Annotated in this window: 28 protein-coding genes; 20 read left to right on the top strand and 8 right to left on the bottom strand. The window is 69.2% G+C overall.

The features are described from left to right. The first annotated feature begins 29 nt into the window (after positions 1–29). Complete coding sequence (locus ACZ6ZD_RS06630) at positions 30–764, top strand: 2-phosphosulfolactate phosphatase (RefSeq protein ID WP_465669038.1); 735 nt, start codon at positions 30–32, stop codon at positions 762–764. Between the two features lie 155 nt (positions 765–919). After that, positions 920–2,149, top strand: coding sequence for an MFS transporter (locus ACZ6ZD_RS06625; RefSeq protein ID WP_465669036.1), 1,230 nt, complete (start codon positions 920–922; stop codon positions 2,147–2,149). Here the strand turns inward: ACZ6ZD_RS06625 and ACZ6ZD_RS06620 are convergent. After that, on the bottom strand, positions 2,073–2,891 hold the full coding sequence (locus ACZ6ZD_RS06620) for an AraC family transcriptional regulator (protein ID WP_465669034.1): 819 nt from the start codon (positions 2,889–2,891) through the stop codon (positions 2,073–2,075). The genes ACZ6ZD_RS06625 and ACZ6ZD_RS06620 overlap by 77 nt on opposite strands. A 54-nt stretch (positions 2,892–2,945) precedes the next feature. Here ACZ6ZD_RS06620 and ACZ6ZD_RS06615 point away from each other — a divergent pair, with 54 nt between their 5' ends. From ACZ6ZD_RS06615 to ACZ6ZD_RS06600, 4 genes are all read left to right on the top strand, one after another. Beyond that, complete coding sequence (locus ACZ6ZD_RS06615; RefSeq protein WP_465669032.1) at positions 2,946–3,434, top strand: VOC family protein; 489 nt, start codon at positions 2,946–2,948, stop codon at positions 3,432–3,434. A gap of 270 nt (positions 3,435–3,704) precedes the next feature. After that, positions 3,705–4,985, top strand: a complete 1,281-nt coding sequence (locus ACZ6ZD_RS06610; RefSeq protein WP_465669031.1) for an adenylosuccinate synthase — start codon at positions 3,705–3,707, stop codon at positions 4,983–4,985. Between the two features lie 74 nt (positions 4,986–5,059). Continuing rightward, a complete protein-coding gene (locus ACZ6ZD_RS06605; protein ID WP_465669029.1) occupies positions 5,060–5,332 on the top strand; it encodes a hypothetical protein in 273 nt (90 codons plus the stop codon). Beyond that, entirely contained in the window at positions 5,329–5,733 is a 405-nt protein-coding gene (locus ACZ6ZD_RS06600; RefSeq protein WP_465669027.1) for a PIN domain-containing protein, read from the top strand. Before ACZ6ZD_RS06605 ends, ACZ6ZD_RS06600 begins: the two co-directional genes overlap by 4 nt. Before the next feature lie 9 nt (positions 5,734–5,742). Here the strand turns inward: ACZ6ZD_RS06600 and ACZ6ZD_RS06595 are convergent, their stop codons facing one another. Then, positions 5,743–7,752 carry a protein kinase domain-containing protein gene (locus ACZ6ZD_RS06595; protein WP_465669025.1) on the bottom strand — a complete coding sequence of 670 codons (2,010 nt, stop codon included), beginning with the start codon at positions 7,750–7,752 and terminating at the stop codon, positions 5,743–5,745. A 115-nt stretch (positions 7,753–7,867) separates the two neighbouring features. On the opposite strand from ACZ6ZD_RS06595, the gene ACZ6ZD_RS06590 reads away from it, so the two are divergent. Together ACZ6ZD_RS06590 and ACZ6ZD_RS06585 are read left to right on the top strand one after the other, a co-directional pair. Further along, complete coding sequence (locus ACZ6ZD_RS06590; RefSeq protein ID WP_465669023.1) at positions 7,868–8,194, top strand: DUF1330 domain-containing protein; 327 nt, start codon at positions 7,868–7,870, stop codon at positions 8,192–8,194. A gap of 57 nt (positions 8,195–8,251) precedes the next feature. Beyond that, on the top strand, positions 8,252–8,851 hold the full coding sequence (locus ACZ6ZD_RS06585) for a DJ-1/PfpI family protein (protein WP_465669021.1): 600 nt from the start codon (positions 8,252–8,254) through the stop codon (positions 8,849–8,851). On the opposite strand, the gene ACZ6ZD_RS06580 is transcribed toward ACZ6ZD_RS06585, so the two are convergent. Then, positions 8,835–10,886, bottom strand: coding sequence for a sialate O-acetylesterase (locus ACZ6ZD_RS06580; RefSeq protein ID WP_465669019.1), 2,052 nt, complete (start codon positions 10,884–10,886; stop codon positions 8,835–8,837). The two genes, ACZ6ZD_RS06585 and ACZ6ZD_RS06580, sit on opposite strands and share 17 nt — an antisense overlap. Before the next feature lie 126 nt (positions 10,887–11,012). Then, positions 11,013–11,717: an SDR family oxidoreductase gene (locus ACZ6ZD_RS06575; RefSeq protein WP_465669017.1), complete on the bottom strand. Its 705-nt coding sequence runs from the start codon at positions 11,715–11,717 to the stop codon at positions 11,013–11,015. Between the two features lie 91 nt (positions 11,718–11,808). Between ACZ6ZD_RS06575 and ACZ6ZD_RS06570 the strand changes: the two genes are divergently transcribed. Together ACZ6ZD_RS06570 and ACZ6ZD_RS06565 are read left to right on the top strand one after the other, a co-directional pair. After that, a complete protein-coding gene (locus tag ACZ6ZD_RS06570; RefSeq protein ID WP_465669015.1) occupies positions 11,809–12,399 on the top strand; it encodes a TetR/AcrR family transcriptional regulator in 591 nt (196 codons plus the stop codon). A 22-nt stretch (positions 12,400–12,421) separates the two neighbouring features. Further along, a complete protein-coding gene (locus ACZ6ZD_RS06565) occupies positions 12,422–12,820 on the top strand; it encodes a PPOX class F420-dependent oxidoreductase (RefSeq protein ID WP_465669013.1) in 399 nt (132 codons plus the stop codon). Between the two features lie 30 nt (positions 12,821–12,850). Here the strand turns inward: ACZ6ZD_RS06565 and ACZ6ZD_RS06560 are convergent, their stop codons facing one another. Further along, entirely contained in the window at positions 12,851–13,969 is a 1,119-nt protein-coding gene (locus ACZ6ZD_RS06560) for a glycoside hydrolase family 88 protein (RefSeq protein ID WP_465669011.1), read from the bottom strand. Between the two features lie 179 nt (positions 13,970–14,148). Between ACZ6ZD_RS06560 and ACZ6ZD_RS06555 the strand changes: the two genes are divergently transcribed. Next, the gene (locus tag ACZ6ZD_RS06555) at positions 14,149–15,345 is read left to right on the top strand and encodes an alginate lyase family protein (protein WP_465669009.1); all 1,197 of its coding nucleotides are present in this window, start codon (positions 14,149–14,151) and stop codon (positions 15,343–15,345) included. A gap of 62 nt (positions 15,346–15,407) precedes the next feature. Here the strand turns inward: ACZ6ZD_RS06555 and ACZ6ZD_RS06550 are convergent, their stop codons facing one another. Beyond that, complete coding sequence (locus tag ACZ6ZD_RS06550; protein WP_465669007.1) at positions 15,408–16,238, bottom strand: siderophore-interacting protein; 831 nt, start codon at positions 16,236–16,238, stop codon at positions 15,408–15,410. Positions 16,239–16,348: 110 nt separating this feature from the next. Between ACZ6ZD_RS06550 and ACZ6ZD_RS06545 the strand changes: the two genes are divergently transcribed. From ACZ6ZD_RS06545 to ACZ6ZD_RS06535, 3 genes are read left to right on the top strand one after another with little or no spacing between them, the layout of a single operon-like run. Continuing rightward, positions 16,349–17,428, top strand: a complete 1,080-nt coding sequence (locus tag ACZ6ZD_RS06545; RefSeq protein WP_465669005.1) for a FecCD family ABC transporter permease — start codon at positions 16,349–16,351, stop codon at positions 17,426–17,428. Beyond that, a complete protein-coding gene (locus tag ACZ6ZD_RS06540) occupies positions 17,425–18,468 on the top strand; it encodes a FecCD family ABC transporter permease (RefSeq protein ID WP_465669003.1) in 1,044 nt (347 codons plus the stop codon). The genes ACZ6ZD_RS06545 and ACZ6ZD_RS06540 overlap by 4 nt, the downstream gene beginning before the upstream one ends. 1 nt (position 18,469) lies before the next feature. After that, positions 18,470–19,369, top strand: a complete 900-nt coding sequence (locus tag ACZ6ZD_RS06535; RefSeq protein WP_465669001.1) for an ABC transporter ATP-binding protein — start codon at positions 18,470–18,472, stop codon at positions 19,367–19,369. 159 nt (positions 19,370–19,528) lie between these two features. Here ACZ6ZD_RS06535 and ACZ6ZD_RS06530 read toward each other — a convergent pair whose 3' ends face one another. Both ACZ6ZD_RS06530 and ACZ6ZD_RS06525 read right to left on the bottom strand, forming a co-directional pair. Further along, on the bottom strand, positions 19,529–20,137 hold the full coding sequence (locus ACZ6ZD_RS06530) for a DUF2238 domain-containing protein (protein WP_465668999.1): 609 nt from the start codon (positions 20,135–20,137) through the stop codon (positions 19,529–19,531). Positions 20,138–20,255: 118 nt separating this feature from the next. Continuing rightward, positions 20,256–20,627: an FKBP-type peptidyl-prolyl cis-trans isomerase gene (locus ACZ6ZD_RS06525; protein WP_171673932.1), complete on the bottom strand. Its 372-nt coding sequence runs from the start codon at positions 20,625–20,627 to the stop codon at positions 20,256–20,258. 99 nt (positions 20,628–20,726) lie between these two features. Between ACZ6ZD_RS06525 and ACZ6ZD_RS06520 the strand changes: the two genes are divergently transcribed. The 6 genes from ACZ6ZD_RS06520 to purB all read left to right on the top strand — a co-directional run bounded on the left by ACZ6ZD_RS06520 (position 20,727) and on the right by purB (position 25,621). Further along, positions 20,727–20,906 carry a DUF4177 domain-containing protein gene (locus ACZ6ZD_RS06520; RefSeq protein ID WP_465668997.1) on the top strand — a complete coding sequence of 60 codons (180 nt, stop codon included), beginning with the start codon at positions 20,727–20,729 and terminating at the stop codon, positions 20,904–20,906. Positions 20,907–20,967: 61 nt separating this feature from the next. After that, positions 20,968–21,819, top strand: coding sequence for an alpha/beta fold hydrolase (locus ACZ6ZD_RS06515; protein WP_465668995.1), 852 nt, complete (start codon positions 20,968–20,970; stop codon positions 21,817–21,819). A gap of 28 nt (positions 21,820–21,847) precedes the next feature. Beyond that, complete coding sequence (locus tag ACZ6ZD_RS06510; protein ID WP_465668993.1) at positions 21,848–22,549, top strand: hypothetical protein; 702 nt, start codon at positions 21,848–21,850, stop codon at positions 22,547–22,549. 53 nt (positions 22,550–22,602) lie between these two features. Then, complete coding sequence (locus tag ACZ6ZD_RS06505; protein ID WP_465668991.1) at positions 22,603–22,875, top strand: hypothetical protein; 273 nt, start codon at positions 22,603–22,605, stop codon at positions 22,873–22,875. Between the two features lie 11 nt (positions 22,876–22,886). After that, positions 22,887–24,164: a phosphoribosylamine--glycine ligase gene (gene purD / locus ACZ6ZD_RS06500; protein ID WP_465668989.1), complete on the top strand. Its 1,278-nt coding sequence runs from the start codon at positions 22,887–22,889 to the stop codon at positions 24,162–24,164. 20 nt (positions 24,165–24,184) lie between these two features. Further along, positions 24,185–25,621: an adenylosuccinate lyase gene (purB, locus tag ACZ6ZD_RS06495; protein ID WP_465668987.1), complete on the top strand. Its 1,437-nt coding sequence runs from the start codon at positions 24,185–24,187 to the stop codon at positions 25,619–25,621. Positions 25,622–25,623 lie beyond the last annotated feature (2 nt).

Genomic DNA, 25,623 nt, shown 5'->3' with positions numbered 1-25,623 from the left:
GTCTGGTCGCCCGCCCGCAGGATGCGCGGGTGACCAGTCCGTACGCGCAACATGGTTTCGGTGTCGGCTTCGACTGGGGCCCGACCGGGGCGGACGCCGTCCCTGGCGACATCGTGGCCGTGGTCGACGTCCTGTCCTTCACCACTGCGGTGACGGTCGCGGCCGACCTCGGCATCGACGTCTACCCGTACCGCTGGCGCGACGAGACGGCGGTCGCGTACGCCGAGCAACACCACGCTGCCCTCGCCGTCGGCCGTTCCAAGGCCGGTCCGGACGGCGTCAGCCTGTCGCCGGTGACTATTCGCCGGGCGCCTGGCCTCCAGCGGCTGGTTCTCCCCTCACCCAACGGCTCGACGATCTCCCAGCAGCTCAGCGCCTCCGGTGCGACCGTGATTGCGGTGTCGCTCCGCAACCGGCTCGCCGCGGCCGAGTGGGTGCGGCAGCGGCCCGAGGCTCGGGTCACTGCGATCGCAGCTGGTGAGCGGTGGCCCGGCGGGACACTCAGACCAGCAGTAGAGGACCTATGGGGCGCAGGCGGTTTTCTGAGCGCGCTGCGGCGTACTGACCTGTCTCCTGAGGCCAGAGCGGCCGTAGCGGCGTACGACGCCGTCGCGGATGAGCTCTCCACGCTGCTGCCCGAGTGTGCCGGTGGTCGCGAGCTGACCGAGCTCGGGTACGCCGACGACGTCCGGATCGCGGCTGAGCTCGACGAGAGCCACTCCGTACCGGTGCTCCAGGACGGTACGATGTTCCGGTCAACCTGAACGAACAAGATCTCTGCCCGTTGATATAGCCGGCAGGCGGCGTGCGTCCCCGCTTCCTGCCCGAGATATGGACGGTTGTCGGTGGATCGACAGGCCGGTGAAGCAGGACGCCCACGGCCGTGTCGCCGCCCCGGCGGGCAGCGGAAGGCCCTACCGTGCCGGCTCTCACCGGACGGATCCTCACGCCCACGTACGCCGAAGTCCTGCGTACTCCCGGAGCGTTGAAGTTCTACCTCGCGGCCGCACCGGCCCGTATCGGTATCGCCATGACCAGCCTCGGCATCGTCTGGCTGGTCCACAGCGCCACCGGCTCGTACGCCGTCGCCGGCAGCGTGACCGGCGGCTTCGCCGTCGCCGAAGCCCTCGCCGGACCACAGGTCGCCCGACTCATCGACCGCTTCGGCCAGACCTGCATGCTGCCGATCACGTTGCTGATCCACGCTGCGACCGTCGCACTACTCATCGGGCTCACCGTCTCGCAGGCGCCGCTTTCGGCACTCATAGCGGCCGGTGTGCTTGCCGGCGCCTCGCTGCCGCAGGTAGGCGCGCAGACCTCCGCGCGCTGGGCTTATGCGCTGAGCGGCTCACCGCTACTGTCGTCTGCGTTCGCACTGGAGTCGCTGAGCGTAGGCATCTCCTTCATGGTCGGCCCACTCCTCACCGGTACCGTCAGCTCGCTGTGGAGCCCAGTAGCCGGTTCCGTGCTCGCTACGAGCTTGGTCCTGACCGGTGGCTTCGCTCTCGCCGCACAACGGCGTACAGCACCACCACCCGTCCAACGCGGGCAGCAGATCAGCTCAAGTCACTTGCTACACAAGCGATTCCTCGCCCTGGTCGGCACCAACATCGGCATCGGCCTCTTCTTCGGCAGCATGCAGGTTTCAGTGACGGCGTACGCCGTCGGCCGCGGTACGCCGTCCCTCGCCGGGCCGCTCTACAGCATCACCAGTCTGGTCAGTCTGTTCGCCGGTCTCGCGTACGGCGCCCGTCGCTGGCGGATGCCGGTTCCAAACCAGTTCGTGCTCGCCCTGAGCGTCCTGGCCATCACCACGACCCCACTGCTGATCGTGCAGCACCCGTGGGCGGTCGGCATCGCTTTAGCCCTTCCAGGCTTGGCGATCGCGCCCTTCCAGACCATGTCCTCCGTCCTCGCGGAGTCCTCGGTCCAACCGGCCGTACTTACTCAAGCCTTTACCTGGCTCAACTCCGGCGCCGCAGCAGGCATAGCACTCGGCGCAGCCTTCGCCGGCCGCGTAGTAGACGCCCACAACCCGCACTACGGCTTCGCAGTCGCCCTGACCGCCGCCGTCACCTGCGTACTGATGGGGCTGACTGTGAAGTTCGCGCAGCGTACTCCGCTGGGGTTAGACCGATCTGTTGTTTGAACTCTTTGGAGAAGTGGGCCTGGTCGAAGTAGCCGAGTGCGGTCGACAGCTCGGCCAACTCGGCTGCGGCGCCGCGGGCGAGCAGTTCGGCGCCGTCGTGGAGGCGGTAGCGCTGGAGGACCCATTTGGGACCGACGCCGACGTAGCGGCGGAAGAGGCGTTGCAGCGTGCGGATGGGGACGTCGAAACGGGTGGTGATCTCGTCGACGCGGGTCAGGCTGCGGTCGGCGGCCATGGCGGTGACGATGGCGCGGACCAGCTCGTACGACGCGTCCGGCGGTGACAGGTGGTCGCGGAGGAAGGCCTCGAACACCGCGCGCCGCCGGACGTCGGACTCCTCCGCGAAGATCAGATCGGCGAGGCGGTCGCCGTCCGGGAAGACCTCGGTCAGCGGGACGACCTGGTCGCTGAGCGAGCCGACGTCCAGCCCGGTGATCGCACCGAAGCCGCCGGCCCAGAACTTGACGCCGAACACGCGGCCCCGGCCGACCAGCTGCCGCTCGAACTTGCGGGTGCAGACGCCGTTCACGAAGGCGCCGCCCGGCTGCTCGAAGGTGACGTTGACGCTCGGGTACGGCAGCACCTCGGCCGTGTACGGCGCGTCCAGCTCCCACTCGACGATCCAGTACCACTCGACGAACCGGGCCGCGTCGGGGCCGGGCGCGAGCCGCTGCAGCGTCCGATGCCGGGCCTGCTCCTGCGGATGCAGGATGCCCTTCTCGCTGTCCGGCGGCTGCGTCAACGGCTGTCGCTTTCTTACAAGACCGGCAGAGCGGTCGAGAGATTGACTGAGGACATGACGCAGAACACGGTAAACCCCATCCCCGACGGTTATCACTCGCTCACGCCGTACCTGGCCGTGCCCGACGGCCCGGCGGCGATCGCGTTCTACCAGGACGTGTTCGGCGCGGAGGTGGTCAGCCGGCAGGACCTGCCGGACGGACGCGTCGGCCAGGCGGAGCTGCGGTTCGGGAACTCGATGCTGCAGCTGAGCGACCAGATGCCGCAGTTCGGGCTGCGGGCGCCGACCGGCGAGTGGGTGCACTCGTCACTCGTGCACTACGTGCCGGACGTCGATGCGGTGTTCGCCAAGGCGGTCGCCGCCGGTGCGAAGCCGGTGGAGCAGGTGTCGACGTTCATGACCGGCGACCGGTACGGCACGGTCATCGACCCGTTCGGCCATCGCTGGGCGATCCTGACCAAGGTCGAGGACGTCTCGACGGAGGAGGCCGACCGGCGGGTCAAGGAATGGCTTGATTCGAACCCCGACGAGCTGCAGGCCTGAGACCTGGGCACATGAGGAAGCGGCCCGCCGGAACCGTCCCCTGCGGCAGTTTCGGCGGGCCGCTGACTAAGAGTGTGCACGTGATTACCCGGATCCGCAAGCCGTCAAGTGATGAAACACTTACTTGAAGTGATCGTTCCAGGGCTGTGGACAAGGAAACGGGTGGGTGGACCGGCGTCCGGTAGGCTTTGGTCGCAAGAGCCTGGAAGCGTTGCCGGTTGAACGATCGGTGAACGTCTCCGGGCTTCACCGTTTCAGAGGAGGGCTGAAATGCCCGCAATCGTGCTCGTCGGCGCCCAGTGGGGCGATGAGGGCAAAGGCAAGGCGACCGATCTGCTCGGCAACACGGGTGCGGTCATCGACTACGTGGTGAAGTTCAACGGCGGGAACAACGCCGGCCACACGGTCGTGATCGGCAGCGAGAAGTACGCGCTGCACCTGCTGCCGAGCGGGATCCTGACCCCCGGCGTGACGCCGGTGATCGGCAACGGGGTCGTCGTCGACCTCAGTGTGCTGTTCGAGGAGCTGGAGGCGCTCCAGGCCCGTGGCGTCGACACGTCCCGGCTCGTGATCAGCGCCAGCGCGCACCTGATCCCGCCGTACAACCGGACGCTCGACAAGGTCGCCGAGCGGTTCCTCGGCAGCCGCAAGATCGGGACGACGGGCCGCGGGATCGGGCCGACGTACGCCGACAAGATGAACCGGATCGGCATCCGCGTCCAGGATCTGTACGACGAGAAGATCCTGGAGCAGAAGGTCGCCGGCGCGCTCGAGCAGAAGAACCAGCTGCTCGTGAAGGTGTACAACCGGCGCGCGGTCGAGGTTCGCGAGGTCGTCGACGAGCTGCTCCAGTACGCCGAGCGCCTGCGCCCGATGGTCGCCGACACCAGCCTCCTGCTGAACAAGGCGCTGGACGACGGCAAGACCGTGGTGATGGAGGCCGGACAGGCCACCCTGCTGGACGTCGACCACGGCACCTACCCGTTCGTCACGTCGTCCAGCGCGATCTCCGCGGGTGCGTGCACCGGCACCGGCATCCCGCCGACGCGGATCGACCGCGTGATGGCGGTCGTGAAGGCCTACACGACGCGCGTCGGCGAGGGCCCCTTCCCGACCGAGCTGCTGGACGCCGACGGCGAGTGGCTGCGCCAGCAGGGCTTCGAGTTCGGCACGACGACCGGCCGCCCGCGCCGCTGCGGCTGGTACGACACCGTCATCGCCCGGTACGCCGCCCGCGTCAACGGCGTCTCCGACTTCGTCCTCACCAAACTCGACACCCTCACCGGTCGCGAGAAGATCCCGGTCTGCGTCGCCTACGACGTCAACGGCACCCGCCACGACGAGATGCCGATGACCCAGACCGACTTCCACCACGCGAAGCCGATCTACGAGGAGTTCGACGGCTGGTCCGACGACATCACCGCCTGCCGCTCCTTCGACGACCTCCCCAAGGAGGCCCAGACCTACGTCCGCGCCGTCGAGTCCCTCAGCGGCGCCCCCATCTCCGCCGTCGGCGTAGGCCCCGAACGAACCCAAATGGTCCAGCTCTGAGGTGATCCATCGGCTGCCGACCACCGGCAGCCGATGGTCATACCGCGGTCATACCATCGCGCTATACTCGCGCCATGGCCGTGAAGAAGAAGACGCTGTCGTTCGACGAGGAGACCTGGTCGGCCGTCGAACGACGCGCTCGCGCCGCGCACACGACGCCGTCGGCGTACGTCAACGAGCTGATCGAGAAGAGTGAGCGGCTGTACCGCGGTCTGGAAGCCGTATCGGTCTGGGAAGGCGAGCACGGCGAGCTCACGGCAGATGATCTCGCGTGGGCCGACAAGGCGTTGGCCGATGCGCAACGCGAGGCTGACGACCGCCTCTCGCCTGGAGACCCTCAGGCGTGACGAGATTGGTGTACGACGCCGGCGCGTTGATCGCGGCCGAGCGGAACGACTCGCGCTTGTGGGCGATGCATCTGCGCGCGTTGACGCGCGGCATCGAGCCGACGGTGCCGGCGGCTGTCCTGGCGCAGGTTTGGCGGGGGCAGCAGCACAGCCTGCAACGGCTGATCGCGGGCTGCGAGGTCGTGCCGTTGACGCAGGAGTCGGCCACCTGGGTAGGCGAGTTGCTGGCGGTTGCCGGCCGGGCGGATGTTGTCGATGCCCACGTGGTCGTCTGTTGTTTTCAGCAGGCGGCGACTTGTGTGACCTCGGATCGCGGCGACATTGCTCATCTGGCCGAGGCGGCCCGAACCGGCGCTTGGCGCGGCAACACCCGGTGGAAGTTGCCGATCATCTCGCTGTGACAGCTGCGCTCACCTGATGCCGATGATGGGGAGGTCGCGGATCAGGGGGGCCTCGCGGAGGTCGGAGAAGGTGGGGCGTTCGAATTGGGGGGTTTTGACGGGGGTGCGGGCCCAGGGGTCGCCGGCGCCTTGGGTGGCTTCGTAGAAGGACCAGGCGCCGCCGGCCAGGAGTAGGACGGCGATGGCGGAGGCCAGCCAGCGGGGGCGGAAGAGGTTGCGGGCGGTGATGTGGGCGCCGCGGCGGAGGGAGCTGCCGCCGGGGCCCCACCAGGCGGTGAAGAGGGCGGTCAGGGCGGCGGCGCCGAAGCCGACGGCGGAGAGGGGTCGCCAGTCGAGGCCTTGGGCGGTGGCGGCGATGGCTGTGACGATGCTGCCTACTACGGCGCCCACGATGAGGGGGAGCAGTAGGCAGACCAGGGTGATCAGGGCGGCCGCTATTAGTTGGGCTGGTGAGGAGGCGACGGCTACGACGCCGTCGGACTTGCCGGCGCGGCCGCGGACCTGGCGACGGCGCATCAGGGCTGTGCTGCCGCGGTCGACGGTGCGGGCCACTACTAGGAAGACGGCGGCCACCAGCGAGCCGGCTAGTGGGAAGAGTGCGATGAGGCCGGACAGGGCGATCATGAAGCCGACGACGACCGCGGTACGGCGTCCGGTCGCGGGGGCTCGCTCTGCCGGTTTCGGCTCGACTGCGCGCTGCTCGTAGGGGACTACGGCCTTCGGCGTACCCACCGGGGACTGGTAAGGCTGGTAGGGCTGAGCCACCGGCTGATAGGGCTGTGCGGTGGTTTGGTACGGCTGCGGGTTGCTCTGGTAGGGCAGCGGCATCGCGGGTGGGGCGGCCGCGAGAGGCGAGGGGCTGTACGTCGCCGGATGGGCGCCGAGCGTAGCCCCGGCAGCAGCTCCGCCCGCAACGGCTCCACCGGCAGCGGCGGTTTTCGCGGCCTTGCGCTGCGCTGCGACGTCGCGGACCTTGTCGGCGAGCGGTGCGAAGGCAGACAGCGGCGGAATGACCGGCGGGACGAGGTTGGCCACCTCGGTCGGGCTGGGCTCGGGCGGCGTTGTCGGCGTCGCAATCTCGGTGACGGCGTCGTCCGGGGAAGAGGTGGGCAGGACGCGCGTCATCTGCCGCGTCGGAGGATGCGCCGCGACAGTAGTAGTCGCCGCCTCACGGGGAGGCAGCGCGTCCCGGCCCTCGGCATACCGGCTCAGGCCGGCCATGATCTCGTCCTGCGTCGGACGGTCGGCCCGCTTCGGTGCGAGGGCGGCGGCCAGCAGAGCCTTGAGACGCGGGTCGACGCCGTCGAGGTCGGCCTGCCCGGTGTGGACGCGGTGCAGCACGGCCTCGAACGGACCCTTGCCGAACGGACGGCGTCCGGTGGCGGCGAAGCTGACCGTAGCGGCCCAGCCCCACCAGTCGGCGGACTCCGAGACGTTCTCACCCTCGATGAGCTCGGGAGCGAGGTAGCCCGGCGTCCCGATCACCAGACCGGTCTGAGTGAGCCGCAGGTCGTCGGCGGCCTGGGCGATGCCGAAGTCGATCATCACCGGCTTGCCGTTCAGCATCATCACGTTGCCGGGCTTGAGGTCGCGGTGGATCACACCGACGGCGTGGATCGCCTGTAGCGACTCGGCCAGGCAGCCGGCCAGCGGCAGCCACTTGCGCGGGGTCAGCGGGCCGCGGTCGTCGACCTGCTCGTCCAGCGGGCGGCCGGGGATGAAGCGCGTCACCAGGTAGGGGCGGTCGCCCTCCAGGTCGTGGTCGAGGATGCCGGCCACACCGGGGTGACTCACCTTCTGCAGTGTGCTGGCCTCGCGCTGCAACCGCGCACGGGCGGTCTCGTCGTGGGCCACGTGCGGACGCAGCACCTTGAGCGCCACCTCTTGCCGCTCCGGCCCTTCGGCCAGGTAAACGACACCCATCCCGCCCTGGCCGAGCCGACGGATCAACCGGTACGGGCCGACCCGTTCCTCCACCTTCTCGACAGGTGAAGACGACGGTCCCCCTGTGACTGACATGCCATCGACTGTACGTCGGCAGCAGACCAATCGGGACCTCATGACGTCGGAGGTAATCGCCGAAACGCGTTCCGCGACCGACTCTGGTGACACCAACCACCGAGGAGGGGCCCGAATGACCCACTACGCGATCGCCAACCTGCGCAATGTCGTCGTCGGCGCGGACATCGTCGAGTACCTGGAGCGGATCGACGCGACGCTCGCGCCGTACGACGGCCACTTCGTCGTCCACGGCCACCAGCCGGAGCCGCTGGAGGGCGAGTGGGACGGCACGCTGATCGTGATCGAGTTCCCGGACCTGGCCAGTGTGCGCGGCTGGTACGAGTCCGCGGCCTACCAGGCGATCCTGCCGCTGCGCACCGCGAACTCCGACGGCGTCGCGATGATCGTCGAAGGCGTCGACCGGTCGCACCGCGCCACCGACGTCCTGGCCACATCTTGACGGATGTCGGCCATCCGGCCGCTGGCCCGTGACGCGGCGGCCGCGTTGGGTGGAGGCATGCGAATCGAGATCGTGGTCTTCGACGGCGTCGACGAGATGGACGTGATGGGTCCGTTCGAGGTGTGGAGTCACGCCGCGAAGCGCACCGGCCTCGAGCTGGCTCTGGTCGGTGCGGACGGCCCGCAGGAGGTGACCGGTATGCACGGTCTGCAGTTTCGGGCACCCAGCGGACTGAGTACTCCGGACGCGCTGTTCGTCCCGGGCGGCGGCTGGATGAACCGCGCCGAGCAGGGGGCCTGGGCCGAAGCGCGCATCGGTCAGCTGCCCAAGCGCATCGCCGAGCTGGCGCCGGGACTGCGTTGGATCGGTTCGGTGTGCACGGGGTCGATGCTGCTCGCCGAGGCCGGTCTGCTGACGGGACGACCGGCCACGACGAACCGCAGCGCCTGGGACGAGCTGGCGACGTACGGCGCCGACGTCCGACAGAACCGGGTGGTCGATGACGGCGACGTCGTGACGTCCGGTGGCATCACGGCCGGTATCGACCTGGCGCTGTACGTCGTCGAGCGCGAGTACGGCGTCCAGACAGCAGACGGCATCGCGGCCACAATGGAGTACACCCGTGACCGCGATGTGCTGATCACACAGGCAGTCTGAAGGCGAGCAGTCCGGTACCGATGGCGTTGGTGATGGCCGGGCCGGCGCCGTTGTGGCTCAAGTAGCTCAGCGCGGTCACCCCAGTGGCTGGGCCGGACAGCGTGAGCACCAAGTTGCCGGACTGGTACGCGACCGACGACACCGTGACTGCAGAGCCTTCGACGCGGAAGTTGGCGGCTGCGCCGCTAGGCACGGTCAGAGCGTCGGTGGAGCGCAGCTTCACGATGAGCTGGGAGCCGTTCGCAGTAACGGACGTCGGGTTCGGAGCGGCTACTCCGGCCGAGGGGCCGCCGTACAGGTCGCGGGCGACGACTGCGAAGTTGTGGTCGCCCAGATCGCGGTAGCCGCCGATGTAGGCGTAGTGGCAGCCGTCGTGACCAGGTAGGCCGTTGGTGGAGAGCAGTGTGACGCTGTCGGTGTCGCCGAGGGCGCGCTGCGCTTCCCGCAGGTTGATGCTGGTCGAGTTGCCGCACGGCGACGTCCGCACCTGGTGTACGTAGTAGCGCGCCGCAGTGCCGAAGTCGGCCCGCCAGTCCGCCAGCAGCGCGCGGAAGCCGTTCACATGCACCGCTGCGTTGTCGTTGTCGCTTTCGCCCTGGTACCAGAGCACTCCACGCACCTGGCTGATCACACCGGCGGCCTTGAGCCGCTGCCGCAGCCGGCCGTAGTTCGTACCGAGGTCGTCCGGGCTACCGTCGTTCCGCTGGAAGAAGCTGATCGGCTGGCCGCCATGCGCGCCTTGGACGATGGCCACCGGCACCTTGTAGGTGTCGACGATGCGCCGTCCCATCCGGATCGCCCACTGACCGACCGAGCCGGACTGGTTCGTCACGTCACCAGTCGCGTAGTGCCACGCCCGGTCCGCACCGGAGATGTTCCCGTCGGACGTCGGCGTCCCGAAGCTGCGTAGGTACGGCGACTCCTCGGCGTTCGCGACGCCGTTGAATCGAGCCGCCTCTGCATTCGACTGCCCCTGGACGACGAAGACGTCACCAGACACCACACCGGTACGCCGAGCCACCACACGGTTGAAGCCGGTGCCGACTGCGCGCAGTTCGAAGGTGTACTCCTGCAGCGCCGCGTTGATCCGCGGAGTGAACCGGAAGTCGCGGCTACGGGAGGTGTAGGTGTCGGTGCGCCCATTGCTGCTGACCCGCAGCTGGACCTCACTGACCTGCGCACTGGTGATCCGCCCGGCCACTGGCACGTTGGCGCCGTTCTGGCCGTCCCGCGGTACCAGCTGCCTGTCCTGTGGCGCCTCACTCAACGACACCACCGACGTCCGCACAAAGGCAGTCAGCTTGCGCTGGCTGTACCGGCTGGCATTGTTGGCGAACGTCCAGTCCGGCTGGCCGGCTGCATTCGTACCGATCCCGATCGACAGCGGGACGTCGGAGCCCTGCGTGAACGAGTTGATCCCGAGCACGGTCTTCGCTGCGACGTTGGACGGACGTCCCGGCCCGACCTGTGCGATCTGGAACGACCCGTACGCGCCGTTGGTCGGACTGTCGTCGCTGTCGAACGTGATCGGGGAGCTGTTCGCCACCTGGGTGCTGCTGTTCTCGGCGTACGTGTTCGGCCACATCTCCAGGTAGCCGGTCTGGCCGGCCCCACTGGTCACGTTCGGCACGTTGGACGCCACATCGAGGTCGTCGACCCGCTGCCGGACCAGCTGCCCGGTTCTGGTCGGTACGCCGATCGCCCGCGCGTCCGTCGAGAACGGCTCCATCGCTGTCCAGACCCGCTGCAGGCCGTCCGGCCCGTTCAGCTCCAAGCAGTAGCCGACCCGGTCGAAGTTCGAGCCGATCTCGGCGCGCCGGTCGAGTGTGTACGGCAGCTCCCTGTCGAGCCAACCGGCGCGCTCCGGCAGGTCGATCTGCAGCACTGGGGTGAAGCCGGCGGTCTGAGTAGCGCACCCGGCTCCCGGATCAGCCAGGACCGCAGCTGGTGACGGGGGCCGGACGGCGTGCGCTGTGGCGACCGAAGCGACGACTGTCGCTCCGATCGCGACCAAGGATGCGAAACGGCGGGGCATGGGCGGACCTCCGGGGGCGGCGGGATGTCAGGCACCTTGGTAGGTCACACCGGCACCCGACCGCTCCACTGGGACCGCCGTCCTGCGGTCAGCGGTCCCAACCGTGCGCCCAGTGGACATACGTTGTCAGTTCCGCAGGAGCTCTGGATAAGTCTCGGCGAGGTCGCGGGAAGCCAGCGCCTTGGCTCCGCGCGCGGTGTCGTCCGCGAGCACTTCGTACGCTCCGGATTCGATCCCGTCGAGGGCCTGCCGGGCGACGTCGGCCGGCAGCGCCTTGGGGACGTCGAGGCCGGCGGTCATGTCGGTTTCGACGTACCCCATATGCAGTCCGGTGACAGCGATGCCACGGTCGAGCAGCTCCAGCCGGAGCCCGTTCGTCTGCAGCCAGAGGGCGGCCTTGGTCGCCGAGTACGCGCCGTGCCGGCCGATCCAGGACAGCGCGGAGTGCGCGTTCAGGATGTGGCCGCCGCCGTTGCGCTCGATGATCGGGACGAACGCCCTGGTCACCTCGAGCGGGCCGATGAAGTTCGCTTCGAAGACGGCCCGGACGTCGTCGGTCGTGGCGCCCAGGTAGGTGTCCGGCGCGCCCGCGCCGGCGTTGTTGATCAACACGGTCACATCGGGCGCCGCCGCGGCCAGCGCCGCGATCGAGGCCGCGTCGGTGACCTCCAGCGGTAGCGGGACGACGCGCGGGTCCGCGCTCGGCCGCGGCGTCCGGGCGGTCGCGTAGACCTTGGCCGCGCCGCGGGCGAGCAGCCCAGCGACCAGCGCCTCGCCGATCCCGCGCTGACCACCGGTGACGAGCGCGACGGCGCCTTCGAGTGAGGTCATTCCGAACATCTCCCAAGCTAGAAACCGATCTGTTTCCACAAACGTAAACCGATCGGTTTCAAACTTCAAATCGACCCGGTACCCTCGTCGTATGAGCACTTCGGCGACACCCCGCGAACGTCTTCTCGAGGCCGCGGGCGATCTCTTCTACAGCGACGGCGTGAACATCGGTGTGGATGCGCTCTGCAAGGCCGCCGGGGTCTCGAAGAAGTCGATGTACCAGCTGTTCCGCTCCAAGGACGAGCTGATCGCCGAGAGCCTGGCCAATCGCGGCCCGCAGTACGAGGCGATGCTGCGCCCCGGCCCGGCCGACGACCGCCCGCCGCGGGACCGGATCCTCGCGGTCTTCGAGCGCCAGGACGAGATTGTTGCCGAAGGCAATTTCCTGGGTTGTCCGTACGTCGCCACCGCGGTCGAGCTGAAGGATCCCGAACACCCGGGGTCGGTGGTCGCGCGGCATTTCAAGCAGCAGCTGACCGACTTCTTCCACCGGGAGCTGCTGATGGCCGGTGCTGACGACGCGGCCACGCTCGCGATCCAGCTCACGTTGATCTACGACGGCGGTGCCGCCCGGGCCGTCGTCCGGGCCCAGGAGCTCGGCGGCATCGGCGTCCGGACGGCGGGCGCCCTGCTGGACGCCGCCGGCGTCCGCGCTCCGGAGCTGGCGACCCAGCTGAACTGAGCCGGGGGTAGTGTCTCGCGCTGTGGAGATCCCGGCTGAATTCAACGACCTGCTGACCTCGACCGCGATCGCGGTGGTCGGCACGATCGGCAAGAACGGCGAGCCGCAGATCACGCCGCAGTGGTTCCTCTGGGACGGCGAACAGGTCCGGATCAGCCTGGTCGAGGGCCGGCAGAAACTGCGCAACCTGCGCCGGAACCCGGCCATCTCGGTGCTGATCGTCGACCCGGCCCGGCCGACGTACTACCTCGAGCTGCGCGGCCGGATCGACGAGCTGACCCCCGACCCGGAGTTGGCTCTGGAGAAGGCGATCGCGGCCAAGTATGTCGGCGACTGGGCGGACGTCGAGCCGCCGGGCACCCCGCGGTACGCCGTGGCCGTCGTCGTCGAGCGGATCACCAAACAACTCGGGCACCCGTAGGGGCCCAGGCCTGACCTGGGCCCCGCGGGATCAGTTCGTCAGCAACGCGAGCTCCGCGCCCGCGAGCAGGAATGCGCCGACGCCGAAGTCCGCCGTCGACTCGTAGTTGACCGGCTGGTTCGACTCCGGCCGGTCGCCGACCTTCTGCACGTACCCGAGGAACCCGTCCGGGTGGACCGCGGTCTCGACCATCCCGTTCCAGGCCCGGGCCGCCATCGGCAGATAGGTGACCGAAGGCAACAACCCGGCGCGGACGGCGTACGCCGTCGAGTACGCGAAGAACGCCGTCCCGCTGGTCTCCGGACCGGGGAGGTGCTGCGGGTCGGCCAGGTTGACGTTCCAGAAGCCGTCCGAGCGCTGGATCGACCGCAACGAACCCACCAGTTGCGTCAGGCCGGTCTTGTACTCGGCGACATTGGCCTGATCGGCCGGGAGCGCCTTCAGGGTCTTCACGTGACCGGCCGCGACCCAGCCGTCGCCCCGCGACCAGATCACCGGCTTCCCGCTCGGGGACAGGATTCCGGTCGGCAGGAAGCGCTCGTCGCGGTACCACAGGCCGTTCGACGGGATCCACAGCTTCCGGTTCCGCTTGCTGTGGTTGTAGAGCTGGTAGACCTTCCGCCAGTACGCCGGATCGCCGCGCAGCCGGCCGATCCGGGCGAACGGCGGCATCGCCATGTGCAGTGCGTCGCACCACCACCAGTCGTCGATCTTGGTGCTGTTCACCATCCGGCTCAGCGTCTCCGTTGCCGCGGTCAACTTGTTCGCCGAGGGCTCGAGATCGTAGAGATCCAGGTAGGTCTGGATGCAGTTGTGGTTGTCGGCGTGCCGGGTGCTGACGCCGCCGGGGATGCCGTAGTTGTGCCGCTCCGCCCAGGCGCGCGCGTAGTTCAGGTAGCGCACCTCGCCGGTCGGCTTGTGTGCGGCCATCAGGCCGCTGAAGAAGGTCGCGCGCGCCCAGCCGTTGTCGCCGGAGTTGCTGTGGGTGGCGATCCAGTGATCCGCGACCCGGCGGACCACGGCAACGATCGAGGCCCGCGACGGCAGGCTGCTCGGCGGCGGTGCCGCGGCGGCGGAGGTGATTACGGAGGGTAGTGCCGGGGCGGCCACGACTGCGGTTCCAACGGTCAGGAACTGACGTCTTTTCATGGGACAAATCCTCACTTTGTTCCACTGAACTGGGAAGAAACGGTCAATCGTTCCAGCGTGAAGTAATGCCTGCTGAGATGTTGACGTGCTTACCGTCCGTCGTCAAACTTCCGAAAAGACTCTGCGGATTCTGGGGGGAGCCGCAGAGCCTTCCGCCCCCGAGAACAAGGAATCCGCCCATGAGAGTGAAGGCTCTTCTCGTGGCTGTGGTGAGTGCCGGCCTGGCGGCCGGCGCTCTGAGCAGCCCAGCAACTGCGAAGCCCGTGGAAGCAGCGCCGGCTGAGGCGCCGGCTGTTTTCGCGCATCCGGGTGTCGGTGTCAGCCGGGCGCAGCTGGACTTCGTGAAGGCGAAGGTGCAGGCCGGCGCGCAGCCGTGGACGAACGCCTACAACCAGGCCCGGAACAGCGCCTACGGCTCGTTGTCGCGGACGCCGAAGCCGCGCGCGGTGGTCGAGTGTGGACCGGTCTCGAACCCCAACAACGGCTGCACCGACGAGCGGCAGGACGCGATCGCGGCGTACACGACCGCGCTGGTCTGGTACATCTCCGGCGACGTGCGGTACGCGCAGAAGTCGATCCAGCTGATGGACGCGTGGTCGGCGACGATCCGCGATCACACCAACAGCAACGCGCCGCTGCAGACCGGCTGGTCGGCCGCGTCCTGGCCGAAGGCGGCCGAGATCATCAAGCACGCCTACGGAAACTGGCCGAACTCGGGCCGGTTCGGGACGATGCTGCGCAACGTCTACGTGCCCGAGATCATCAACGGCTCGAACTCCAACGGCAACTGGGAACTGGTGATCATCGAGGCGCTGCAGGGAATCGGCGTCTTCCTGGAGGATCGGGCCATCTATGACAAGGCGATCTCGCTGTTCGCGAACCGGGCGCCGGCGTACGTGTACCTGGAGTCCGACGGCGCGCTGCCGCGGACGGTGCCGAGCCAGAACCTGAACACCCGCGCCAAGATCGTCGAGTACTGGCAGAAGCAGGGCACGTTCGTCACCGGTCTGACTCAGGAGACCTGTCGCGACTTCACCCATGCCGGCTACGGCATCTCGTCGATCTCGCACGTGCTGGAGACCGCCCGGATCCAGGGCATCGACATGTACCCGGAGTACGGCGAGCGGCTGCGCCAGGCGCTCGGCTTCCAGTCCAAGTGGGAGCGCAACCTGGAGCCGGTGCCGTCCTGGCTCTGCGGCGGTGCGCTGAAGCGCGGCCTCGGCCCGACCACCGAGGTCGGCTACAACGCGCTGCACACCCGGCTCGGGATCGCGATGGCGAACACCCAGGCGATCACCGAATCACGCCGTCCGGCCGGGACGAACGCCTTGTTCGTCGCGTGGGAGACGCTCACCCACGCGGAGAACCCGTCCTGAGGTAGCAGACTCAGGACGCTCCAGGCGGTCCGGAGGAGCTACGGGCTCCTCCGGACCGCCTGTCAGTCGTCGATCGCCTCGCCGCGTTTCCAGTAACCCTGGAAGGAGATCGCGGACTTCGGCAACCCGACCACGTTGACCAGATGCCGGCGGACCGCCTTGATCATCGCGGATTCGCCGGCCACCCAGGCGAAGTCCAGACTCCCGGCGAGCTCCGCGGACTCGAGTGCCGCCAGCAACGGAATCGACTCGTCCGCGGGCGCGGTGATCCAGCTGATGTCAGCGGTGCCGGGCGTCGGCATCCGGCGGATGTCGCGCTGGTCGGGTACTTGCGCGAACACAGTGGCATGGACGTCGGCCGGCAGCTGCTCGAGGATGCCGGTCAGCGCGGGGAGCGCGGTCTCGTCCGCGACCAGGAGCCGATGCAGACTGGACGCCGGGGGCACGTAGTCCACGCCGGAGTTCAACAGGCCCTTGCGGCTGGTGGTGTCGACCGCGAACGGCAGCAGCATGCCGATCTCCTGGCCGAGCTGGACGCCGGTCGCCCAGGCCGAAGCCGGCCCGTTGACGCCGTGCAGGACGAACTCGATGTCGATCTCGCCGGCCGCGGGGCGCAGCGCGCGAATCGTGTACGTACGCATGATGAAACGGTCCGTGACGGGTTGGGCGCACCATTCGGCGTACCACTCGGGGCCGGACGGCAGCTTCGTCCGGGCGCCGTTCGGCGGCGGCAGCAGGATCTTGATCCGCTGGTCCGGGCCGGCGGTGACCGCCTCGGTCAGCCGTGGTGCGACGAACGTCACGCGCCGCAGGTGCGGGCTCAGATCCTCGATCGCGGACACGGTCACGAACAGCGAATCGAACACGATCGGCTGGTCGACGACAGCGGTCATTCCGGTTCTCCCCAACAGTGCATGGCGGACTCAGGTGCGGGCCGATGGACGACCGGGTTATTCTGAGGCACCTGCAGGTTAGCCTTACCTAAGAGGATTCCGAAACCCCTATGCCACCGCCCAGTGCCGCTGTCGATTCGGCCGGTCGTGACACGACCGCTGCCGACGCGCCGCCGCGTCCACGCCGGACCCGGAGGGCCACGCTGGTGCTCGGGCTGGTCGTCTGTGTCGCGTTGCTGGCGCTGATCACCCTGCTCAGTATCGCGATCGGCTCCAAGCAGATCCCGCTGTCGACGGTGATCGATGCCCTGCGCCACTACGACGAGTCGAACACCGATCACGTGATCGTGCACTCACTCCGCGTGCCCAGGACGGTGATCGGCCTGCTCGTCGGCGCCGCGCTCGGCCTGTCCGGCGCGCTGATGCAGGGCGTCACCCGGAACCCGCTCGCCGACCCCGGCATCCTCGGGGTGAACGGCGGCGCCGCGCTTTTCGTTGTCGGCGGCATCTACTTCTTCGGGCTGTCCAGCCTGACGGCGTACGTCTGGCTCGCGTTCGTCGGCGCGGCCGCGGCTTCGGTGGCGGTGTACTTCCTCGGCTCGCTCGGCCGCGAAGGCGCGACTCCGGTCAAACTCGCGCTGGCCGGCGCCGCGATGACGGCGATGCTCGGCTCGCTGACCACCGCGCTGCTGATCGGCGACGTGAACACCTTCGACCAGTTCCGGTTCTGGTCGGTCGGCTCGTTGGCCGGCCGCGGCGCGGAGATCGCCGAGCAGGTGGCGCCGTTCGTCCTGGTCGGGATCGCGCTCGCGCTGATCTCCGGCCGCGTCCTGAACGCGTTGTCCCTCGGTGACGAGGTCGCGAAGTCGCTCGGGCAGCGCGTCGGCCTCGCCCGGCTGTTCGTCGCGGTCGTCGTCGTCCTGCTGTGTGGCGCCGCGACCGCGGCCGCCGGGCCGATCGGCTTCATCGGGCTGACCATCCCGCACATCGCGCGCCTGGTCACCGGGCCCGACTACCGGTGGATCCTGCCGTACTCGATGCTGCTGGCCCCGATCCTGCTGCTCGGCTCCGACGTGATCGGCCGCGTCATCGCGCTGCCCGGTGAGCTGCAGGTCGGCATCGTGACAGCGGTCATCGGCGCGCCGTTCTTCATCGCGCTGGTCCGGCGACGGAAGTTGGCAGACCTGTGACGACCACGGCCGAAGCAGTCCAGCTCATCACCCGGGCCCGCGCGGCCCGGCACGCGCGCAACGTCGTCGTCCTGATCGTTCTCGCGGTCCTGGTGTTCGCCACCTTCTGCGTCTCGCTGTCGCTGGGTGACTTCAAGATCCCGGTGATCGATGTCGTGAAGACGCTGTTCGGCGGCGGCGACAAGGCGACCGAGTTCATCGTGAACCGGCTCCGGCTGCCGCGGGCCCTGACCGGCCTGATGGTCGGCGCCGCGCTCGGGATGTCCGGCGCGATCTTCCAGAGCATCGCCCGCAACCCGCTGGCCAGCCCCGACATCATCGGCGTCACGTACGGCGCCAGCGCGTTCGCCGTCTTCGCGATCGTCACGCTCGGGCTGACCGGCGCCGCGGTCTCCGGGCTCGCGATCGTCGGTGCGATCCTGACCGCCTTCACCATGTACGTCCTGGCCTGGCGGCACGGGGTGTCGAGTTATCGGCTGATCCTGATCGGGATCGGGATCGGCGCGATCGCGACCAGCATCACGTCGTTCCTGCTGACCAAGGCGCGGGTCGAGATCGCCCAGCAGGCGCTGATCTGGCTGACCGGCTCGCTGAACGGCCGCGACTGGACGAACGTGCGGGCGATGGCGATCACGCTGGTGCTGACGGTGCCGCTGGTGGTGATCCTGGTCCAGCGGCTGCGGATCCTGCAGCTCGGCGACGAGACGGCGTACGGGCTCGGCCTGAAGGTGGAGAGCTCGCGGCTCGGGCTGATCGTGGTCGGCGTCCTGCTGGCCGCGGTCGCGACGGCGGCCGCCGGGCCGATCGGCTTCGTCGCGTTCGTCGCACCGCCGATCGCGCGCCGGATCACCCGGTCGCCGGGGCCGGCGATGATCGCGTCCGCGTTGATCGGCGCGCTGGTGATCGCCTTGTCGGATCTGATCGCGCAGCACGCCTTCGGCGAGACGCAGCTGCCGGTCGGTGTGGTCACCGGCGTCGTGGGCGCGCCGTACCTGATGTTCCTGCTGGCTCGGGCCAACCGGGTGGGAAGTGGCGGCTGAGATGGAGAACCTTGTGGAGCACAGTCTTGCGGCCGAGGGCCTCGCGGTCGGCTACGACCAGCGGCAGATCATCGACGACCTGTCGGTACGGATCCCGACCGGGAAGATCACGGTCATCGTCGGCGCCAACGCCTGCGGCAAGTCCACGCTGCTGAAGACGCTCGCGCGGCTGCTCAAGCCGTCGAAGGGCACCGTGCTGCTGGACGGCAAGAGCATCCAGTCGATCCCGACCCGTGAGGTCGCGACCAAGCTCGGTCTGCTGCCGCAGTCGCCGACCGCGCCCGAGGGCATCACGGTCGCCGACCTGGTCGGCCGCGGCCGCTACCCGCGGACGCGCTGGATCCGGCAGTGGTCGAAGTCGGACGACGAGGCGGTCGCCGACGCGATGACGTCGACCGACGTGCTGTCGATCGCGGACCGGCCGATCGACGAGCTGTCCGGCGGTCAGCGGCAGCGGGTCTGGATCGCGATGGCGCTCGCGCAGGAGACCGACATCCTGCTGCTCGACGAGCCGACCACCTTCCTCGACCTGACCCACCAGTTCGAGGTCCTCGACCTGCTCGTCGACCTGAACAAGCGGGACCAGCGGACGATCGTGCTGGTGCTGCACGATCTCAACCAGGCCTGCCGATTCGGCGACCACCTGATCGCGATGAAGAGCGGCGCGATCGTTGCCGAAGGCAACCCGAGCGACGTGATCACGGAGGCCGTCGTCCAGGACGTCTTCGGCCTCTCGGTCAAGATCATCCCGGACCCGGTCGCCGGCTCCCCGATGGTCGTCCCGATCGGCCGGCACACCACCCGCACCGACCGCGTCTCCGAGGTCGCGGCCAACACAGCCGCGGCCGCCCTCGCCGCCTCCGCCGCCGCAACCGGCGTCTGCCGCCCGACCGACCGCTGAGAGTGCGATCCGCCACGCCATCACAATGACCGCCGCGGCGGGCGGCCCCGCCTGAGGCCGGCCGCAGCCCCCGATTGTGATGGCCTGGCCGACCGGCATCACCGACCAAGGGCGGAGCGGCGGCCGATGTTGAGCGGTCGCGGTGGGCGCCCGGGCCGGTTAGTGGGTGGTGGAAGTCCAGCGGTGGAGGACCAGCCCGGCGATGAGCGCGCCCAGGGTGCCGAGGGTGAGGTCGCCGAGGGTGTCGGTGTAGGCGGTCTGGAGCTCGGGGGAGTTGCGGACGAAGGCGACGTACTCGCCCAGTTCCCAGATGACCGCGGCGGTGGCGCCGAAGCCGAGGGCGACGAAGGCGGTCAGGCCGCGGGAGAGGTTGCGCGGTGCGAAGGCGAGCAGGGCGCCGGCGGTCAGGAAGCCCCACAGGACGAAGTGCATCGCGTCGTCCCACCAGGTGACCGTGTCGAAGAGGTTGAGCCGGTTGCCGAGCAGGTCGATCAGCCAGGGCAGGGTCAGCAGCAGGTCGGCCGGCCACGGGAACGAGTCGTGCATTTTGCTGCGAGCGCGCCCGTAGGCCCACCACCACAGCGGCAACACCATCGCGCCGATCGGGTACACGATCAGCCGGGCGGTGGAGGCCTTGCCCTTGATCCCGCTCAGGTCGGGCCAGATCAGCGCGGTCAGCAGCAGTGCGAACATCAGCACCTTCGCGCCGAGTGCGGCGTACCGCGTCCAGTCGGTCCGCGCGGCCGTCGTTGTCGCCATCGTCGTCATGCCTCTCAGTCAAATCGACCGCTGGGCGTGGCGGATGAGTACAACTACGCGAAGAGCCCCCGCGATCCTCGTCAGTGTGACGGATCGCGAGGGCTCTCGGCGGTACGCCGAACCGGTGTCAGCCGACGCTGAGCAGGTCGACCACGAAGATCAGGGTCTCGCCGGGCTTGATCGCGTTCCCCGCGCCGCGGTCGCCGTACCCCAGGTGCGGCGGGATGACCAGCTTGCGGCGGCCGCCCACCTTCATCCCCTGGACGCCGGTGTCCCAGCCCTGGATGACCTGGCCGACGCCGAGCTGGAAGCCCAGCGGCGCGCCGCGGTTGTACGACGCGTCGAACTCCTCGCCGGTCGAGTGCGCGACGCCCACGTAGTGCACGTTGACCCGCGAGCCGGCCTTGGCCTCGTCGCCGTCGCCCACGGTGATGTCGGTGATCTCGAGATCCGCCGGCGGCGGCCCGTCCGGAAAGTCGATCTCTGGCTTGTCAGTCATGCCCCCCACCTTAAGCAGCCCGCACCCTGCCGCTACCCACCCCCCACCACCAGGCGGGTCGCCGGACCCGCACGCCCGGAACGCGGCACCATGTGACTCATGGTCACCCAGTGGGAATACAAGGCGCTGAAACTGCAGATCGGTCTCAAGGGCTTCAAGTACGAGCAACTCGAAGAACAGCTCAACGCCCTCGGCCGCGAAGGCTGGGAAGCCGTCGGCTCGGTCGCCCCCGGCGCCGCCATCGAGGTCGCCGTCCTCCTCAAACGCCCCCGCGCCTGAGCCTCGGCCGGCGGGTCGGCGGCTAAGGTCGCGAGCACCAGGTCTCAGTGGAGGAGGGCACATGCCGGAGCTCGAGGTTGAGGGCGCGACGTTGGTGTACGACGTGCGCGGGGAGCTGACCGATCGGGAGCGGCCGGTGCTGCTGATGATCGGGACGCCGATGGGGGCCAGCGGATTCCCGACGCTGGCGTCGCATTTCACCGATCGGACCGTGGTGACGTACGACCCGCGCGGGGTCGAGCGGAGCACGCGGACGGACTCGGGGGAGTTGAACCCGGATATCCACGCGGCCGATCTGGTCGCGCTGATCGAGGCGCTCGGCGCCGGCCCGGTGGACATCTTCGCCAGCAGCGGCGGCGCGGTGAACGGGCTCGCACTGGCGGCGACCCGGCCGGATCTGATCCATCTGCTGGTGGCTCACGAGCCGCCGCTGGTCGGTGTGCTGCCGGACCGCGAGGCCGTCACCGCCGCGACCGAGGACATCTACCAGACCTACTACCGCGACGGGATGGGCGCCGGGATGGCGAAGTTCATCGCGATCGTCGGGTTCGAGGGCGAGCTGTCCGCCGACTACACCGAGCAGCCGGCGCCGGACCCGGCGATGTTCGGGCTGCCGACCGAGGACGACGGCTCCCGCGACGACGCGTTGCTCGCGCAGAACCTTCGCGGGACGACGTCGTACGAGCCGGACTTCGCGGCGCTGGCCGACGTCAAGGACCTGCTGATCATCGGCGTCGGCGAGGAGTCCGCGAATCAGCTGGCCGGGCGCGCCGGGCGGGGTGTCGCGGAGCGGCTCGGGCTCGAGGTCGTGACGTTCCCGAGCAACCACGGCGGGTTCCTCGGCGACGAATACGGGATGCCGGGGCAGCCTGCCGAGTTCGCCGTCAAGTTGCACGAGGTGCTCGGCGGGTAGACCCGATTCTGGGCTAGCGTGGAATCTCATGCGGATGAAATTGCTCGTCGTGGTGGTGGCGGTCCTGGCGGCGTCGTTGAGCGCCCCGACCGCCACCGCCGCGCCCGAGAACTACGGGCAGTACTCACTGATGTTCGAGAAGGCCGCCGGTCAGTACTGGGCTGGTGACTCCGCGGCCGGGCAGTGGGCCTGGGCGCCGCAGAACGCGACCACCTCGGACATCTCCTGGGGTGACCCGAAGCCCTGGCCGCCGAAGTCGGCCGAGCGGTTCGTCCGGGACGGCGACTGGGTCATGCTCGAGGGATACAGCGACGGCCCGGGGCGCCCGGTCACCGGCGTCCAGCGCGTGACGTCGGAGTACATCGGCGACGCCAACTGCCGAAAGCTCACCCCGATCCCGTCGAACGGCGGCCGCCAGCACTACGTCCGCTGGACGATCCCGGCCACCGGCTACTGCCTGGACGCGCGCGGCACGATCGGCGGCAAGGTCAACTTCCGGCACCTGCAGAAGTGGTCGCCGCCGCACTCCTGCTCCAACCCGTACTTCACCAACCAGACCTGCATCACCCAGTTCGAGCAGTGGTGGGACGACAACCAGCACCCGTTCGCCCTGCAGCTCACTCGCACTCTGGAACTTGCCCGCGGCAAGGGCCCGGCCTTCACCAACCACACCACCTTCCCGGTCACCTGGACGGCGAACGCCCGCTATTACTGGCATTACCCGGGGTGATCGGCTACCTGCTGCTTTTGTTGCTAGCAGCAATCATCAGCTTGCAGGTACTGATGTTCACCAGCCGCGGACGTTCGCTGGAGAAGCGGTTGCGCGACCTCGGCACGGGCGGCGACGCATTAGCCCTCGGCTGGGTGGCGATCATGCTGCTCGGCGCCGGCGGGGCGTTGCTCGGGTACCTGTTCGGTCGGCCCGAGGTCGGTGCGACGGTCGGCGTGGTGCTGGCGTTCGTGCTGCTGGTGGTCGGGGTGGTCTGGGCGCACCGGCGGCCGCAGGCTCCGCCCCGGCATCGGGACGACGGCACGCCGCCGGACAAAGCACGCTAGGCTGAGCGCCCGTGAAGGTCTTGGTGATCGGTACGGGCGGCCGCGAGCACGCGCTGGTGTGGGCGCTGGCGCAGGATGGCGACGTCGAAGAGGTGGTGGCGGCGCCGGGTAACCCGGGGATCGCCGCGCTGCACCCGGCGTACGACGGGCAGACGATCGTCTGCCGGCCGGTGGACGTCGCCGATCACGAGGCCGTGGTCGCACTGGCGACCGAGATCGGGGTCGATCTGGTCGTCGTCGGGCCGGAGGCGCCGCTGGTCGCCGGGCTGGCCGACCCGCTCCGCGCGGCCGGGATCGCGGTCTTCGGGCCGTCCAAGGACGCCGCGCAGCTCGAGGGCTCGAAGGCGTTCGCCAAGGACGTGATGGCGGCCGCGAGCGTGCCGACCGGGCGGGCCTACGTGTGCACGACGCCCGAGCAGGCGGCCGAGGCGATCGACGCGTTCGGGCCGCCGTACGTCGTGAAGGACGACGGGCTCGCCGCCGGTAAAGGCGTCGTGGTCACGTCGGACCGGGACGAGGCGCTGGCGCACGCGGCCGGTTGCGAGCAGGTGCTGATCGAGGAGTTCCTCGACGGCCCGGAGGTCTCGCTGTTCGCGATCACCGACGGGACGACGGTGCTGCCGATGCAGCCCGCGCAGGACTTCAAGCGGCTCGGCGACAACGACGAGGGCCCGAACACCGGTGGCATGGGCGCCTACACGCCGTTGCCCTGGGCACCGGACGGTTTGGTTGCCGAGATCACCGACAAGGTGCTGCAGCCGACGGTCGACGAGATGCGCCGCCGCGGGACGCCGTTCAGCGGTCTGCTGTACGCCGGTCTCGCGCTGACCTCGCGCGGCCTGCGGGTGATCGAGTTCAACTGCCGCTTCGGCGACCCGGAAACCCAAGCCCTGCTGCCGATGCTGAAGACGCCGCTGGGCGGTCTGCTGCTCGCCGCGGCCACCGGGAAGCTCGGCGACTACGACAAGCTGAGCTGGAAGAACGGCTCCGCGGTCGCCGTCGTCCTGGCCGCCAAGAAGTACCCGGCCAGCCCGCGCAGCGGCGACGCGATCGCCGGCCTCGACCAGGCCGAAGGCGACGACGTCCGCGTCTTCCACGCCGGTACGGCGCTCGCCGACGAGGAGCTCGTCACCGCCGGCGGCCGCGTCCTCGCGGTCAGCGCCACCGGCAAGGATCTCGACGAAGCCCGCCAGCGCGCGTACGCCGCCGTCGGCCAGATCCGGATCAAGGGCTCCCAGCACCGCACCGACATCGCCCTGAAGGCCGCCCGGGGAGAAATCACCGTCTGAGCTTCTGGGAGAATGGTGGCGTGTCGAGCCCTGTGAAGCCCCGGATCCCCAACGTTCTCGCGTCGCGCTACGCCAGCCTGAGCATGGCGAAGTTGTGGTCGCCGGAGCACAAGATCGTGCTCGAGCGGCAGCTGTGGCTCGCGGTGCTGACGGCCCAGAAGGAGCTCGGCGTCGACGTCCCGGACGGCGTCATCGAGGACTACCGGCGGGTCGTCGACCAGGTGGACCTGGAGTCGATCGCGGCCCGGGAGCGGGTCACCCGGCACGACGTGAAGGCGCGGATCGAGGAGTTCAGCGCGCTCGCCGGGCACGAGCACATCCACAAGGGCATGACGAGCCGGGACCTGACGGAGAACGTCGAGCAGCTGCAGATCCGGGCCGGCCTGGAGCTGGTCCGCGATCGCGCGGTCGCGACCGCCGTCCGGCTCGGGCAGCTCGCGGCCGACCACGCGGCGCTGGTGCTGACCGGCCGCTCGCACAACGTCGCGGCTCAGGCGACGACGCTCGGTAAGCGGTTCGCCTCGGCGGCCGATGAGCTGCTGGTCGCGGTCGCCCGGCTCGAGGAGCTGATCGAGCGCTACCCGCTGCGCGGGATCAAGGGCCCGGTCGGCACCTCGCAGGACATGCTGGACCTGTTCGGCGGCGACCCCGCCAAGCTGGACCGGCTGGAGAGCGAGATCGCCCAGCACCTCGGCTTCAGCAACACGCTGACCAGCGTCGGCCAGGTCTACCCCCGCTCGCTGGACTACGACGTCGTCTCCGCGCTGGTGCAGCTGGCCGCCGGCCCGTCGAGCCTGGCGACCACGATCCGGCTGATGGCCGGGCACGAGCTGGTCACCGAGGGGTTCAAGGAGGGCCAGGTCGGCTCCTCCGCGATGCCGCACAAGATGAACACCCGGTCCTGTGAGCGGGTGAACGGGCTGGCCGTCATCCTGCGCGGGTACGCCTCGATGGCCGGCGAGCTGGCCGGTAACCAGTGGAACGAGGGCGACGTCTTCTGCTCCGTCGTCCGCCGGGTCGCCCTGCCGGATGCGTTCTTCGCGCTGGACGGCCTGTTCGAGACGTTCCTGACCGTGCTCGACGAGTTCGGCGTTTACCCGGCCGTCGTGAGCCGCGAGCTGGAGCGGTACCTGCCGTTCCTGACCACCACCAAGGTGCTGATGGCCGCCGTGAAGAACGGCGTCGGCCGCGAGACCGCCCACGAGGTGATCAAGGAGCACGCGGTCGCCACCGCGCTCGACCTGCGGAGGGGCCTGGCCGGGAACGACCTCTTCCACCGCCTCGGCGCGGACGGTCGCCTCGGTCTCACCGAGGAGCAGATCGTCGGCATCGTCGGCGAGCCGCTGTCCTTCACCGGCGCGGCCGTCGCCCAGGTGAACGCCGTCGTCGGCCGGATCGACGAGCTCGCCAAGCGCCACCCCGAAGCGGCCGCCTACACCCCGGGTGACATCCTCTAGAA

It is taken from the genome of Kribbella sp. NPDC104218 (genome assembly GCF_055584105.1).
This window is presented reverse-complemented; position numbering and strand designations above follow the sequence as displayed.

Bases quoted from the DNA above. Each gene is read 5' to 3' on its own strand.
- ACZ6ZD_RS06585 (WP_465669021.1), top strand. From the start codon at position 8,252: ATGCGAATCGAGATCGTGGTCTTCGACGGCGTCGACGAGATGGACGTG.
- ACZ6ZD_RS06510 (WP_465668993.1), top strand. From the start codon at position 21,848: ATGCGGATGAAATTGCTCGTCGTGGTGGTGGCGGTCCTGGCGGCGTCG.
- ACZ6ZD_RS06580 (WP_465669019.1), bottom strand. From the start codon at position 10,886: ATGCCCCGCCGTTTCGCATCCTTGGTCGCGATCGGAGCGACAGTCGTC.
- ACZ6ZD_RS06530 (WP_465668999.1), bottom strand. From the start codon at position 20,137: ATGACGACGATGGCGACAACGACGGCCGCGCGGACCGACTGGACGCGG.
- ACZ6ZD_RS06535 (WP_465669001.1), top strand. From the start codon at position 18,470: ATGGAGAACCTTGTGGAGCACAGTCTTGCGGCCGAGGGCCTCGCGGTC.
- ACZ6ZD_RS06515 (WP_465668995.1), top strand. From the start codon at position 20,968: ATGCCGGAGCTCGAGGTTGAGGGCGCGACGTTGGTGTACGACGTGCGC.
- ACZ6ZD_RS06575 (WP_465669017.1), bottom strand. From the start codon at position 11,717: ATGACCTCACTCGAAGGCGCCGTCGCGCTCGTCACCGGTGGTCAGCGC.
- ACZ6ZD_RS06615 (WP_465669032.1), top strand. From the start codon at position 2,946: ATGACGCAGAACACGGTAAACCCCATCCCCGACGGTTATCACTCGCTC.
- ACZ6ZD_RS06555 (WP_465669009.1), top strand. From the start codon at position 14,149: ATGAGAGTGAAGGCTCTTCTCGTGGCTGTGGTGAGTGCCGGCCTGGCG.
- ACZ6ZD_RS06545 (WP_465669005.1), top strand. From the start codon at position 16,349: ATGCCACCGCCCAGTGCCGCTGTCGATTCGGCCGGTCGTGACACGACC.
- ACZ6ZD_RS06605 (WP_465669029.1), top strand. From the start codon at position 5,060: ATGGCCGTGAAGAAGAAGACGCTGTCGTTCGACGAGGAGACCTGGTCG.
- ACZ6ZD_RS06505 (WP_465668991.1), top strand. From the start codon at position 22,603: ATGTTCACCAGCCGCGGACGTTCGCTGGAGAAGCGGTTGCGCGACCTC.
- ACZ6ZD_RS06610 (WP_465669031.1), top strand. From the start codon at position 3,705: ATGCCCGCAATCGTGCTCGTCGGCGCCCAGTGGGGCGATGAGGGCAAA.
- ACZ6ZD_RS06525 (WP_171673932.1), bottom strand. From the start codon at position 20,627: ATGACTGACAAGCCAGAGATCGACTTTCCGGACGGGCCGCCGCCGGCG.
- ACZ6ZD_RS06570 (WP_465669015.1), top strand. From the start codon at position 11,809: ATGAGCACTTCGGCGACACCCCGCGAACGTCTTCTCGAGGCCGCGGGC.
- ACZ6ZD_RS06590 (WP_465669023.1), top strand. From the start codon at position 7,868: ATGACCCACTACGCGATCGCCAACCTGCGCAATGTCGTCGTCGGCGCG.
- ACZ6ZD_RS06550 (WP_465669007.1), bottom strand. From the start codon at position 16,238: ATGACCGCTGTCGTCGACCAGCCGATCGTGTTCGATTCGCTGTTCGTG.
- ACZ6ZD_RS06595 (WP_465669025.1), bottom strand. From the start codon at position 7,752: ATGTCAGTCACAGGGGGACCGTCGTCTTCACCTGTCGAGAAGGTGGAG.
- ACZ6ZD_RS06560 (WP_465669011.1), bottom strand. From the start codon at position 13,969: ATGAAAAGACGTCAGTTCCTGACCGTTGGAACCGCAGTCGTGGCCGCC.
- ACZ6ZD_RS06520 (WP_465668997.1), top strand. From the start codon at position 20,727: ATGGTCACCCAGTGGGAATACAAGGCGCTGAAACTGCAGATCGGTCTC.